This is a genomic window from Rheinheimera marina (genome assembly GCF_042654345.1).
GTDB lineage: Bacteria > Pseudomonadota > Gammaproteobacteria > Enterobacterales > Alteromonadaceae > Pararheinheimera > Pararheinheimera marina.
Genome location: NZ_JBHSGB010000010.1, coordinates 313,450 through 326,941, shown reverse-complemented (window position 1 = coordinate 326,941; position 13,492 = coordinate 313,450). Strand labels below are relative to the sequence as shown.

The 13,492-nt window shown below is 52.1% G+C and carries 10 protein-coding genes; 4 read left to right on the top strand and 6 right to left on the bottom strand.

What is annotated here, in order from left to right; translation table 11 throughout:
- Positions 1-45: 45 nt before the first annotated feature.
- Positions 46-939, top strand: coding sequence for a LysR family transcriptional regulator (locus tag ACFO3I_RS11170; RefSeq protein ID WP_377334068.1), 894 nt, complete (start codon positions 46-48; stop codon positions 937-939).
- Here the strand turns inward: ACFO3I_RS11170 and phoR are convergent.
- Positions 875-2,206, bottom strand: coding sequence for a phosphate regulon sensor histidine kinase PhoR (phoR, locus tag ACFO3I_RS11165; protein WP_377334067.1), 1,332 nt, complete (start codon positions 2,204-2,206; stop codon positions 875-877). The two genes, ACFO3I_RS11170 and phoR, sit on opposite strands and share 65 nt — an antisense overlap.
- A 5-nt stretch (positions 2,207-2,211) precedes the next feature.
- Positions 2,212-2,898 (bottom strand): phosphate regulon transcriptional regulator PhoB, encoded by a 687-nt coding sequence (phoB, locus tag ACFO3I_RS11160; RefSeq protein ID WP_337880564.1) that lies wholly within the window; start codon positions 2,896-2,898, stop codon positions 2,212-2,214.
- A 339-nt stretch (positions 2,899-3,237) separates the two neighbouring features.
- Here phoB and ACFO3I_RS11155 point away from each other — a divergent pair, with 339 nt between their 5' ends.
- Both ACFO3I_RS11155 and ACFO3I_RS11150 read left to right on the top strand, forming a co-directional pair.
- The gene (locus ACFO3I_RS11155) at positions 3,238-5,910 is read left to right on the top strand and encodes a hypothetical protein (RefSeq protein WP_377334066.1); all 2,673 of its coding nucleotides are present in this window, start codon (positions 3,238-3,240) and stop codon (positions 5,908-5,910) included.
- Positions 5,911-6,014: 104 nt separating this feature from the next.
- On the top strand, positions 6,015-8,678 hold the full coding sequence (locus tag ACFO3I_RS11150) for a TonB-dependent receptor domain-containing protein (protein ID WP_377334065.1): 2,664 nt from the start codon (positions 6,015-6,017) through the stop codon (positions 8,676-8,678).
- A gap of 58 nt (positions 8,679-8,736) precedes the next feature.
- Here ACFO3I_RS11150 and ACFO3I_RS11145 read toward each other — a convergent pair whose 3' ends face one another.
- Both ACFO3I_RS11145 and soxR read right to left on the bottom strand, forming a co-directional pair.
- Positions 8,737-9,498 (bottom strand): substrate-binding periplasmic protein, encoded by a 762-nt coding sequence (locus ACFO3I_RS11145; RefSeq protein ID WP_377334064.1) that lies wholly within the window; start codon positions 9,496-9,498, stop codon positions 8,737-8,739.
- Between the two features lie 85 nt (positions 9,499-9,583).
- On the bottom strand, positions 9,584-10,063 hold the full coding sequence (gene soxR, locus ACFO3I_RS11140; RefSeq protein ID WP_377334063.1) for a redox-sensitive transcriptional activator SoxR: 480 nt from the start codon (positions 10,061-10,063) through the stop codon (positions 9,584-9,586).
- 66 nt (positions 10,064-10,129) lie between these two features.
- On the opposite strand from soxR, the gene ACFO3I_RS11135 reads away from it, so the two are divergent.
- Positions 10,130-10,546, top strand: a complete 417-nt coding sequence (locus tag ACFO3I_RS11135) for a hypothetical protein (protein WP_377334062.1) — start codon at positions 10,130-10,132, stop codon at positions 10,544-10,546.
- A 56-nt stretch (positions 10,547-10,602) separates the two neighbouring features.
- On the opposite strand, the gene ACFO3I_RS11130 is transcribed toward ACFO3I_RS11135, so the two are convergent.
- Both ACFO3I_RS11130 and ACFO3I_RS11125 read right to left on the bottom strand, forming a co-directional pair.
- A complete protein-coding gene (locus ACFO3I_RS11130) occupies positions 10,603-11,508 on the bottom strand; it encodes a porin (RefSeq protein WP_377334061.1) in 906 nt (301 codons plus the stop codon).
- Positions 11,509-11,701: 193 nt separating this feature from the next.
- On the bottom strand, positions 11,702-13,435 hold the full coding sequence (locus tag ACFO3I_RS11125) for a phosphoethanolamine transferase (RefSeq protein WP_377334060.1): 1,734 nt from the start codon (positions 13,433-13,435) through the stop codon (positions 11,702-11,704).
- Between the last annotated feature and the right edge of the window lie 57 nt (positions 13,436-13,492).

The window sequence follows — 13,492 nt, the reverse complement described above, 5'->3', positions numbered from 1 at the left end:
TATAAGAATAATGGATTTACTCAATAGAAAAAATTCAAAATAATTATGAATCACCCAAGCCCCCGCCATTGGTTGTTGCTGGATGCGATATGCAGGTTGCACAGTTTGAGCAAAGCGGCCGAAGAGCAGCACCTGAGTCAACCCGCAGCCAGCCAGGCGCTGAAAGAGCTTGAGCAACGACTTGGCACGCCGCTGTTTTTGCGCCAGGGCCGTCAGCTGGTACCAACCCAACACACGTTGGATCTGTTGCCAAAGCTGCAGCAATTGCTCGACTTGCAATCGGAGCTGATCCAAAGCTCCGGCCAAACCACTGAATTACGGCTGGTGGCCAGCGAAACCACCGGCTGCTATTTGCTGCCGCAATTGCTGGCAGAGTTCAGCCAGTTACAACCGGGCTTTGAGTTTAAACTGCAGCTTTGCAACAGTTCCGAGGTGCTGCAATACATGACAGCGCAGCAGGCTCAACTGGGGTTTATTGAAGGGCCGGTACTGACCGACGCTTTTGATATCCGGCTCTGGCGCGAGGATCTGACGGTGTTATTTGGTCAACCTCAGTTGCACCAGTCACTCAAGACGGAGCAGCTGCTGCAACAACGCTGGATAGTAAGGGAGCGTGGCTCGGGCACCCGGGCTGTCTTGGAACATGAACTGGCACGTCTTGGCTGGTCACCGGCCAGAATTCTGGAGTTACAACGGCCTGAAGCGATCAAACAAGCGGTTTACCATGGTTTGGGGATTGGTTGCCTGCCCTTGCTGGCGATAGAACAGGAACTGGCTTCAGGCCAGCTGATCCGGCTGGACAGTCCGCTGCGACTGCAGCGGCATTTTCGAATTGTGCAGCACAAGGGCTACCAGAGCCCTGTACTGACAGGCTTTATTGAGTTTTTATTTTCAGCTTCGGCGTCTTCGCTTCGCGCACCGGCTCCAGCGGCAGGCTAAAAGAGAAGGTGCTGCCGTGTTTAGGTTCGCTGAAAATCATCAGCTTGCTGTTATGGCGCTGCAATACATGTTTCACGATCGCTAAACCTAAACCCGTGCCGCCGGTGGCGCGGGTACGGGCCTGGTCCACCCGGTAGAAGCGTTCGGTCAGACGTTTCACATGCTGCGGTGCTATCCCATCGCCATTGTCCTGCACCGAAAATACTGCTTTGTGGTGCTGACGCTGCCAACTGACTTTGATATGGCCGCCTGGCGGGGTGTATTTAATCGCATTGGTAATTAGATTGGAGAAGGCGCTGCGCAGCTCATCCGTGATGCCATTGATGCAAAGGCCCGCCTCAATAAGAAACTCGATCTGGTGCTGCTTTTCACGGTTCAGGCTTTGCGCTTCCTGTTCCAGCATCGCCAGCATGGCTGGCACATCCACTTTTTCATCAAATTGCACTTTGGTGGCCGCTTCAATACGGGACAAGGTCAGCAGCTGTTGCACCAGCGCATCCATACGTTTGGTCTGCTCCAGCATGACAGTATGCGCCTTTTGCCAAATCGCCGCCTGTGGCAACTGCTCTGGTTCCATTACTTCCAGGTAGCCCTGCAAAACCGTCAGTGGTGTCCTTAATTCATGCGACACGTTGGCAACAAAATCCTTGCGGATTTGCTCCAGCTGTTTGAGTTGGGTGATATCCCGCACAATCATCAGGTACTGATTATGGCCATAAGAAAGCACACGGTATTCCAGCGTCAGCTCGTCATTGACCGGTGAGCTCAGTTCCAGTGCCTGACTGAATTGCTTTTGCTGCACATAAGCCAGAAATTCCGGATTGCGGATTAAATTGTCGATACGCTGACGTTCGTCCAGCGGCCAACGTAAACCTATCAGTTGTTGCGCCAGCTTGTTACACCAGATAATGGTCCAGTCATTACTCAGCACCACTAAGGCATCAGGCAAGGCTTCAGCACCATCGCGGAAACGACGGATCAGCGAACGTAATTCTTTGTTTTTCTTGCGGGCTTTACGCTGACGGTAATAAATACCATCGTAAATCTGCCGCCAGCTGCCATCACCGGCGGGCGGAGAAAGCTTTTTATCCCGCCACAGCCATTTATCCAGCATCAGCAGGTGTTTGTAATGCCAGCCCAGCAGCACCAGACAGGTCAGAAATAATAACGGGAACAGCAGGTCAACTAACCAACCCAGCAGGGTCACCAAAAAAAACAAAAGGAAGATTTTGCTGAAGATCTCCCTTTTGGACAATAACAGTCGCATAGCACCTACTTGGCTGAAAAGCGATAACCTGAACCCCGGACTGTCTGCACCAGACGATCATGCCCTTCCACCGAAATCGCTTTGCGCAAGCGGCGGATATGCACGTCAACAGTACGGTCTTCTACATAAACATTGGTGCCCCAGACATGATCCAACAGTTGTTCACGACTGTAAACCCGTTCCGGGTGCGTCATAAAAAAATGCAATAAACGAAATTCTGTTGGCCCCATATCCACCGGCTGCTCTGACGCCGTGACACGGTGTGAGACCGGATCCAGTTTCAGGCCCTGCACTTCAATCACTTCGTCCAGTGACGTCGGTGCAACGCGGCGGATCACCGCTTTGATCCTGGCCATTAACTCTTTAGGTGAAAAAGGCTTGGTGACGTAATCGTCTGCGCCCACTTCCAGACCACGGACCTTGTCTTCTTCTTCGCCCCGGGCCGTAATCATAATAATAGGAATGCTTTTGGTCAGATCATGACTTTTCATTTTCTTGGCAAACTGAATACCACTGCCACCAGGCAACATCCAGTCTAACAAGACAAGATCAGGGTAAGGCTCGACCAGCATATTTACAGCGGAATCAAAATCTTCTGCTGTACTGGCCTGATAACCGTTTTGCTCCAGCACAAAACACAACATGTCGCGGATTGGCGCTTCGTCCTCGACCACCAGGATCTTTCTTGACATACCTTCTACCCAAATTAGTGAATATTTTATGCGAGCCAGTATGGGTGAAGTTTATGACAGTTTTATGAAATAAACAGTGTAAAAAGCGATGAGCAGACCAGACTTTATTCTGCTTTGCCGCATATCGATAACAAATTAATAACCTGAAAAAAGTCAGTTACATGACACTTCAATGAATGTTTTTTGACATGACAGGCTACAGGCCGCGCCATTGCTGCATGCTTCAGAATAGTTCCCTGACAGGACCAGTCACTGTAATAAAACAGTCATCATCCCCACTTAAGGTATCCGCCCAGCTTCTTATAACAACAGCATTTTTCTGCTTACGGAGACTGAGTGATGGCTTTACGCAAGTTTTTACAACTGAGTGCAGTAGCAACAGCCCTGGTTCTGGCTGGCTGCGGTGGCGGCGATATCAACATCAACACTGGTAGCGGTGGTGATGATGGCGGTGGCACCACTCCTCCTCCAACCAGCGTGTGTCCTACATTCGCGACTCAGGGCAGCAGCCTGGCCGGCGTGACTTTACCTGTCTGTGAAATCACCGGAACCATTACCTCGAACATCACGCTGACCACAGACGCCGTATGGGCCCTGTCAGGTAAAGTGGTGGTTGGCGGCGACAACGTCAACAGCGCCACACTGACGATTCAGCCTGGTGTAAAAGTATTTGGTAAGAGCGGCGCGGATTACCTGGTCATTTCCCGCGGTTCGAAAATTCAGGCGGTAGGTACAGCATCTGCACCAATCGTCTTCACCTCAGTGAACGATATGCTGGGCCTGTCCGACGAAGAATCTGCCGGTCAATGGGGCGGCATGGTGTTATTGGGGAATGCACCCACCAATAAATGCCCTGACTTAACCAACTGTGCAGTGGAAGCAGAAGGGGAAGCCGGTAAATACGGTGGTAACAATCCGGAAGACAACAGCGGCGCCCTGAAGTATGTGCAGGTGAAATACGCCGGTTATGAAGTGATCCCTGACAACGAATTAAACGGTATCACCTTTGCCGGTGTAGGCCGTGGCACCACAGTGGAATACATCCAGGTGCACAACAACGTCGACGACGGCGTTGAGTTTTTCGGCGGCACCGTCGATCTGAAACACGTGGTGCTGACAGGCAACCGCGACGACTCGCTGGACTGGGCCGATGGTTGGACAGGCCGTATGCAACACGTGCTGATCCGCCACAACCCGAATGACAGCAAAGCCAACCGTGGTATCGAAGCGGACAACCAATCCAGTAACTTCACTGCCACACCAGTGTCGAAACCACAAATCTCTAACCTGACCATTATCGGCAACAACTTTGACGGTGACGAAGACTCTGAAGGTATCCTGCTGCGTGCCGGCACCAACGCTGAGCTGTACAACATTATCGTGACTGGCCCGGAAAAAATGGGCGAATGTTTCGAAATCAACACCTCAGAAACAGCGGCTTTTGCTAACAGCGGCCAGCTGATTTTCCGCAACTCGATCATTGATTGTGCTGAGCCTTTTGCCAATATCAAAGACTCTGCCGGCAACGTCACGTTTAACGCCGGAGACTGGTTCCGTGCTCAGCCAGGCAACATCGTCGGTGATGCCTTATTGGGTGGTTATATCCCGGCACCTAACTCTGTGGCGCTGAACAACGGCTACAACGTGGCCAACAACGTCAACGGTTGGTTCGACGATGTAACTTACATTGGTGCTTTTGACGGCACAACCGACTGGACCAAAGGCTGGACTTATGGTCTGCACGCCACTTCAGGTTCAAACCTGACTCAATGTCCGACAGGGACTACAGAAACAGCCAGCTTAACTGGCCGTCTGAACTGTCAACTGACCGGCGATATCACCAGCAACGTCACCTTACAGGCCGGCGCTGACTACGTATTAAGCGGCCGTGTCCGTGTCGGTGGTGATAACACCAACAGCGCCACCCTGACCATTCAGCCAGGTGTCACTGTGTATGGTAAATCAGGTGCTGATTTCCTGGTGATCAGCCGTGGTTCAAAAATCAATGCCAGCGGTACTGCAGCCAACCCAATTACAATGACCTCTGTACAGGACGTGATTGGTTCACCAACTGCTGCTGGTCAATGGGGCGGCCTGGTATTACTGGGTAACGCCATCACCAACAAGTGCCCTGACATCAATAACTGTTCTGTTCAGGCCGAAGGTGAAGCCGGTCCATACGGTGGCGCTAACGCAGCAGACAGCAGTGGTACCCTGAACTATGTGGTGGTGAAACACGCGGGTTACGAAGTGATTCCGGATAACGAATTAAACGGTATCACTTTCGCTGGCGTCGGTTCAGGCACTCAGTGCTCCAACATTCAGGTGCACCAGAACGTGGACGACGGTGTGGAGTTTTTCGGTGGCAGCGTGAACTGTAAAAACGTGGTGTTGACCTCAAACGGCGACGATAACGTCGACTGGGCGGACGGTTACAACGGTAAACTGCAGTTCGTGCTGGTAAAAATGGATCCAAACAATGCCAAGGCCAACCGCGGTATTGAAGGTGATAACCAGGCCGGTAACCTGACCGCAGCTCCGGTGTCGAACCCGACAGTGGCCAACATGACTATTATCGGTAACAGCTTCGACGGTGACGACGATTCAGAAGGCGTGTTATTGCGTGCGGGTACCAATGCGCAACTGGCTAACTTTGTCATCACTGGTCCTGCCGGTATGGGTGAGTGCCTGGAAATTGAATCCAACGAATCACGCGCCTTTGCTGCAGCGGGTCAACTGACCATGACCAACTCTGTGATTTCCTGCCAGACCGAAGCCGTGAAAGGCACAGTGGCGACTGGTGTCACCACTGAAGCCTGGTTCCTTGGTCAGACAGGTAACAAAGTGCTGAAAGACGGTACTGCAGTGCTGAACGGCATCTTCACTACCGACACCACAGCAGCCAAAGATATGAAAACTGTAGATTCATTCTTTGACACTGTGAACTTTGTTGGTGCGGTATCACAAAGCAATAACTGGACAGCTGGCTGGGCTGTAGGTTTAGACGATTAATCAGCCTGAAGCTGTCGGACACCAGTCCGGCAGCTTTTTTTATGGGCCGGAATTGACCGGCCTTTGATGTAGCAAAAAGATTCCGCTGATAGGACCCAGTTCAGATGAACACTAAACAAAAATTTCGTATCAGTCAGTTAGGTCTCCAGGTGATGCTGGCTTTGACCTCTGCTTCAATGCCGTTGCTGGCCACTGCACAAGAAGCAACTGCCTCTGCAGCTGAAGCAACGCCAAGCAAAGAACAGGACGTTGAACGTATTTCCGTCTCAGGTCGTCTGATGAGCTCAGCGGCGTCTGCTGCGGCCGAACGTCGTGAACAGCCTTATGTGGCTGAATTATTGGGTATGGAACAAATCTCGCGTGCTGGCGACAGCAACGCAGCTTCTGCCCTGCGCCGTGTCACAGGTCTGACACTGGTCAAAGACAAGTTTATTTATGTGCGTGGTTTGGGTGAACGTTACTCCAGCACCCTGCTCAATGGCGCCATGGTGCCAAGCCCGGACCCAACCCGTAACGTGATCCCGCTGGATATGTTTCCGGCCGGTATTATTGAAAGCTTAGTGGTGCAAAAGGCCTATTCACCTGAACTGCCGGCCGCCTTTGGTGGTGGTAGTGTAAATATCCGCACTGCGTCCATTCCACTGCAGGAAAGCTTTAATGTTGGTTTCGGTTTGGGTTACAACAGCCTGAACAGTGACGACGCTTACACTTACAACGGTGGAGGTGACGACTGGCGTGGCAGTGACGACGGTAAACGTGGCATGTCGCCTGAACTGCGCACAGCGCTGGATCAATACGGCACCATCAGCCAAATCAATATTGCCGAAGCCTTAGGTGGCATCACCGCCGGTAACCTGGCGCAGGCCAGTACCATTGTGCGTGAGCTGGGCCTGGCCTTTAACCGTGATATTGATGTGCAGCGTGAGAACATCAAACCGGATTTCGACGGCAGCCTGTCGTACGGCAATAAATTCGATATCGGCAGCTCAGTCTTTGGTGTGATGGCGGGCGTCAGCTATGACCGCTCAACTCAAAACATTGAAGAACAAGAACGTTACTTCTCAGTGTCAGGCGACAGCCTGGTGCCGCTGAATATCTGGGACGATATCAAAGGCACTGAGCACCAGGTCAAACTGTCAGGCATGCTGAACTTTGGTCTGGAACTGAACGAAGATCACCGCATTGAAACTTCGACCATTTACCTGCGTGATACCAAAGACGAAATCAAAGTAAAAAACGGTGAAAGTATCGAAACGGTGAATGAAGAAAACCGTTACAACACCGACACCTCCATTCGTTACGAAGAACGCACAATGCTGTCCAACCAAATCCGCGGTCGTCATGACCTTCCCTGGTTATATGACATCAGCGTCGACTGGCAATACACAGACGCCAAAGCTGAACGTTACGCACCTGGTGAAGTGGAATACCGTTATCTGAACGAAATTGGCGATGATGGCTCTGTGACCCGCTTTATGCGCCGTAACCAGAACGCGGTGAACTACAGCTTCGCCCGTATGGATGACGAAACTGAAAACGGTAGCTGGAATGCCAAACTGCCACTGACCTTCGGTAAAGCCGAAGTGGTGCTGAACGGTGGTTACTCTTACTTTGAGCGTCAGCGTGATTCCAGCACAGACTTCTTCAACTTCAGCACTGTAGGTTACAGCCTGGAAGAACTGGGTGGCAGCTTCTCGCAAATTTTCTCTGACGCCAATATTCTGGACGCCAGCAAAGGCTTCCAGGTGTCCAACGTCACCACTCAGGCGGACGATTACCTGGCCGCACAAATGATTGATGCTGGTTATGTCGGCATGGAGATGAACTACGACTACCTGTTCCGTCTGAATCTGGGTGTGCGCTATGAAGACTTCCGTCAGGTATCGCTGCCACTCAATGCTGACGGTGATATCAGTGGCGATCCAGCAGACTCAGTGCTGATGGAAGATGGGTACTACCCATCACTGTCGTTCACCTACTTCGTGACCGAAGACCTGCAGGCCCGTTTTGGTTTCAGCCAGACCGTGGTTCGTCCGGACTTACGTGAAGTCACCCCTGTGCTGTTCGTCGACCCGCTGACTGACTTTAAAGTGACTGGTTATTCTGGCCTGAAGAGCACAGACGTGACCGCCTATGACGCCCGTCTGGAATGGTACTACGACGACAGCAACTACAGCATCGGCGTATTCTACAAAGACCTGGAGAACCCGATTGAATCCATTGAGCTGAGCGGCTCGGACGGTAACCTGCTGATGTCCTTCCGTAACGCGCAAAGCGGTGAAGTGTATGGCGCTGAAGCAGAATTCCTGCAGCAGCTGAATATCTTTGATGGTGACAGCCGCAGCTGGCTGAGCAATTTCTTTGTGGCTGGTAACTTCACCTGGTCTGAATCCGAAATTAACATTCAGCCAATCACAGGGGCTGACCTGACCAACCTGGTGCGTCCGTTAAACGGTCACTCGAAAAACGTGGTCAACTTCCAGTTGGGCTTCGACTCGGATAATGACAAACACAACGCCACCCTGACCTACAACGTGTTTGGGAAGCGTATTGCGTTTGCCGGGGTGAACTCGAAAGATGACGCGTACGAGCAGCCGTTTAACTCACTGGACTTCGTCTATTCCTACACACCGTGGGAAGCGACGTCAGTGAAATTCAGCATGAAAAACATTCTGGATGAAGATGTGGAAATTATGCAACAAGGTGAACTGTTGCAACGCCGCGTTGAAGGCCAGAGCTTCGGTTTAAGCTTCAGCTACAAATACTAAGCGGAACCACCGTGAATCAAAGGGGCTGCAAGGCTCCTTTGTCATTTCTGTTGCTGTCTCACAATTCCGGCTGATAACGACCCCATTTCGCCAGCATAGGCTCCAGCTCGCCCGCCTTTTTCATTAATTCAAACTGCTGTTGAATTGCAAGCACCAGCTGAGGTTTGGCCGGATTCAGGCCACAGTACACCGCAACAGGTTCGGCCCACAGAGGATCCGCCTCCAGCTCCGGATCCGGAGCAGTTTTTTGCAGATAACCATAACTCAGATCGACCGACATCACTAAATCCACCCGCCCCTGCTTCAGCCGTTGCAAATTACTTTCCAGTGACGCGGCGTCATCCCGTACGGCCTGACCTGTGCTGAACGACAGGCTGAGCTCTGGATAAACAAAACCCCGGGTGGTACCAATACGTTTGCGGCGCAAATCGACGGCGGTATACACCCTGGCGCTGCCTTTACGGCGAATGATCAGTTGTTGGGTATGAAACAGCACAGGCGTCCAGGCCAACCCCGGCACCCGGACCCAGTCTGGACTGAGGAAACAGCCAATATCCGCCCGCCCATCCAGCAACCAGTCGGTCACCCGGCCGCGAGGTAAATTCAGATAATTCAGCCGGGCATCCAGCCGGACTGCCAGCCGGTCGAGCAGATCTTTGGCCAGGCCCGCAGTCAGCGTGCCGGACTCAGAAAAGATGGCATAAGGGGCGGTGTTGGTCTCACTGACGGCCGCATTCAGGGTCAGGTCTGCATAAGCACTGCCGGCCAAACCAAGCCCCAACAGCAGGCTTAACAGGTCACGGGCGCGACGCTGAGTCATCCATTTCTTCCCCAAAAAACAGCCTAATTTTCTATGCTACTGCGTCAAGATGAAACTTCAATCGCTTCCCCCTGGTGCTGGTCGCTCAGGAAGGGACATCGGCCGAATCGCCGTTGCCCGGTAGAAAATGAGCACCAACCCCCTGAGTCGCCAGTTGATCGTGCGGATTACGCAGCGGGCAATAATGCAAAGACAGGCAGCCGCAACCAATGCACATACTGAGCTGATCGCGCAGCTGGCTCAGTTGCTCAATGCGACTGGTCAAGTCCTGATGCCATAACTCAGACATCTGCTGCCAATGATGCTGCAGCGCGGGTTGCCCTTGCGGCAATACGGCAAAGGCCTGCTTAATTTGCTCCAGACTGATGCCGGTGCGCTGGGCTACTTTGATAATGGCAACACGGCGCAAGACATCGCGGGCATAACGCCGCTGATTGCCCTGATTACGAACACTCTGGATTAAACCTTTTTGCTCGTAAAAATGTAACGCCGATACTGTCACACCAGTGCGGTTCGCCACATCACCGACAGACAGCCAGTTTTTTTCAGCAACGGATGCATTCATCACTTGACCTCAAGTTAACCTGAGGTTTTAGCATAACGGCAGTTCAACTCAGGGAGCAACCCAAATATGTCCGCACTTGTTCAGGCTGTCGCCACCCCAGTCATTCAGTCCAATCCGGTTCCTGACGCTGTCGGTCTGCTGTTAACTCAGCTGGCTGACGCCATAAATCAGCAGCACTGGCTGAGCCTGGCCGGTTTATTTGAACCGGATGCGTTATTGGTGAATTTGTTAGGGCAACGGGTGTCCGGCGACAGGGCCATAGTGCAATACCAGCAAGGCATGGCAGACTTCTACCCACAGCGTCAGGTGCACTACCGCCTGCTGTCCTGTCAGCCACTGGGCAGCGCCTTGTATTTATTAAATGTGCAGCAGATATGGCTGAGTGCCGAACGCAAACAACCTGAAGGGGTCAGCAGCTGCCCGCTCTTTGTGGTGCGTCTGCATGGCGATCATGCCCGTATTGTCGGATGCAACAGCCTTTAAGGCCACAAAAAAACAGGCCGCTGAAGCGGCCTGTCCGGAGTTCTGATCGTCGACGATCAGAACTTATGTTCTAAGCCGATGGCGACATAGTTACTGTCAGTGGCCGTGTCAAAATCAAAGCTGCTGTACCAGCCATAAAGCTTGGTATTTTTACCCAGCTTGTAATCGGCACCTACAGAGATACCGTTATCATCTTCCTGCACCTGATACTGGGTTTTCAGCTCGACGTTATTCAACGGATAAGCCAGGCTGGCCAGGTAGCCGTCTTTTTCATCGCCAGTGGCAACATTCTTTTGCTGTTGCAGCATGGCACCCAGTTTGAAGCCGGCCAGTTTGGTTTGCACGGCCAGACGGGTCGCGTCGTAGCCGTTCACGCGGTTATCCAGTGCCACAGCAGCATACCAGGCGGATTCTTTTAATTCTTCGTCACCATAACCAATGGCATAGGATTGGGCGCTGTCTGCGTCCGGCTCATCAGCCATAATTTGTTGTGCGGTGAATTTAAAACCCAGAATAGATGGGCTTTGGTAGATCACCGTATCGCTGACCCGGTTTTCACCTTTCCACAAGCTTTTCACATCGCCTTCGTAGTCATTGAACTGGTCAATTTTGCCCTGAGCTAACTTCAGCGCTGTATCGTGGCGGCCAGCCAATACAGTACCAAAATCACCTTTTAAACCGATAAACTGGTTACGTGACTTCAGGTTTTTTTCGTTGGCTTCGTCGGACAGATCCACTTCCCATTCCAGCTGATAAATCAGGGTCAGGTCATGTTCCAGCGCATAGTCGCCTTTGACACCAATACGTGAAGCATTGCTTTTTAACTCACCAAAGGATCCTTCCCCCTCATCGGACTGCTGAGCCGACACATTAATTTTGCCGTAAATTTCCCAGTCCTTTGCTTCTGCAGCCGAAGTGGCCGCCACAGTCAACGCCATAGCAACGAGAGTTCTTGCAAACATAATTCAGTTCCTGATCCGGGCCAAAGCCACCGATAGTGTTTACTATTTTTCAGTGATGCCACCCACAGCCGTCAGGCTGCGATGGCATTGCTCAATGGTGTGTGCAGAGTGCAAAAAGAATGACATTTTCATGTCTTCTTTATGACCATTTGAAGGCTATTTTATGACTATAATATTTCAGTATCATGACAAGCTAAAATACTGCCGAGAGTTCTTTGCAGACGGGATCGCGTTTGGCGGTATCAAAATTGATGCCCTGCTGCAGCACGCGCGGGCCAGGCTGCCAGAGCGGGTTCACCCAGCTTTGCTGCAGTTGCTGCTCCGGATAACTCAGGTTGGCTAAATCCAGCAAGGTATCAAAGACTTGAGTTGTCATCAGTGGTTGCTGCCGGCGGCTTTGCGCCAATTGGGTCTTTTGTGGTTGCTGTGCTTTCAGCGCTTCAGAAAACCACAATAAGGCCGCTACCCGGTAATCAAATTCGGTGTTGTGGCCATGGCCGCTTTTGCCGCACTGGCCATCAAAAATATTTTCACCATGGTCAGAAACAAACAACAGCGCCGAGCTGGCCTCTGTCTGCTTCAGCTGATTAATCAGATTAAATAACACAAAGTCGGTATAGGCGACGCTGTTGTCATAGGCATTGTTCAGCAGTTGCCGGGCGGAACTGTCGTGCATGCTGATGCTTTGTCCTTTGCCCGACGGTGTGAACAAATCGAATTGTTTTGGGTAACGGTCAGCGTAACTGAAATGGCTGCCGAGCGTATGCAATACGATCAGCTGTTTCTGCTCATCTTGCGCCAGTACCCGCTCTACCGCTGGCAATAAAATTTCGTCGTAGAAGCCTTCCTGCCTATAACCGACCGGGTTCAGGTACTGCACCTGGTCCGCTTCACTGGCGTGCAGCGCAATGGACGAATCATGCACACCCAACGGGCTTTGCGTCGACAACCAGTAGGTGCTGAAACCAGCTTCTTTAAACGCAGTCACCAGCGAGGCCTCCGCTGGAAAGTAGCGCTGGTCGGTACCGGCTTTGCGCGACAAAATCACCGGCACCGACATTCGGGTCCAGGCCCAGGGACTGATCATATCCGGGTAGCTGATCAGGTTGTCCGTGCCAGCCAGTCGTGGCGTAGTGGAGCGTGCATAGCCATTGAGCTGCAGCCGGTCAGGCCGCAGGGTTTCTCCAACGACTAAAACATAGATTTGTCGCCCAAACAGCTCCGGCTGTTGTTTGGCGCCAAAACGAAAGTGTTCCATTTGGGATGCCACCTGAGCTGTGGCTTCGCGCTGCACCCTGAACTCATTCAGTGCCACCAGCAAATTCAGTGGGTAGGTCGCATGAAACTTTTCGTAGCTGTACGGCAAAGGACGGCTGGCAAACACCGTTTCCTGTGGGTTCTTGCGCTCTGCCGCTTTGTTCAACTGCTGATACTGCCACTCATGCCAGCTGGTCGACGCTGCCAAACCGGCAAAGACTAACCACAAACAAGGCCGCCAACCCGGCCCCCACTGCCATTTCTGCAACCAGGCAAAACGTAAGGTATACCCCCACAAAGCGATTAGCCCAACCACCAGTGCAGCTAACAGCAAGCCGATGCCGGTCAGGTACCCGGCGGCTTCGGCTAAATCCGTTTCGGCGACTATCGCCAGTGCATGGGCATCGGTGGATTTCTGATAGGTATAGAGATAAAACACTTCCTGCGGCACCAGCAGCAAAAACGGCAGGAGCAGGATCAACCCCCAGCGGATTTTACTAAACAAACTGCATAAAAACAGATAAAACGCCGCTGCCGGCAGTAGCTTCCAATACAGATAATCCCACTGCCAGACCGCTGGCCACTGCACCAGCACTGGCGCCATCAAGGCCAGCAGCAACAGCAGAACCACAAGACCACGACAACAGAGCAAAACCAGTGGGTGAATCATTTTCGTTTCCCGTTTACAGCCAGGGGGTTGAGGGCGCGTATTCTGAGGATTTCATCA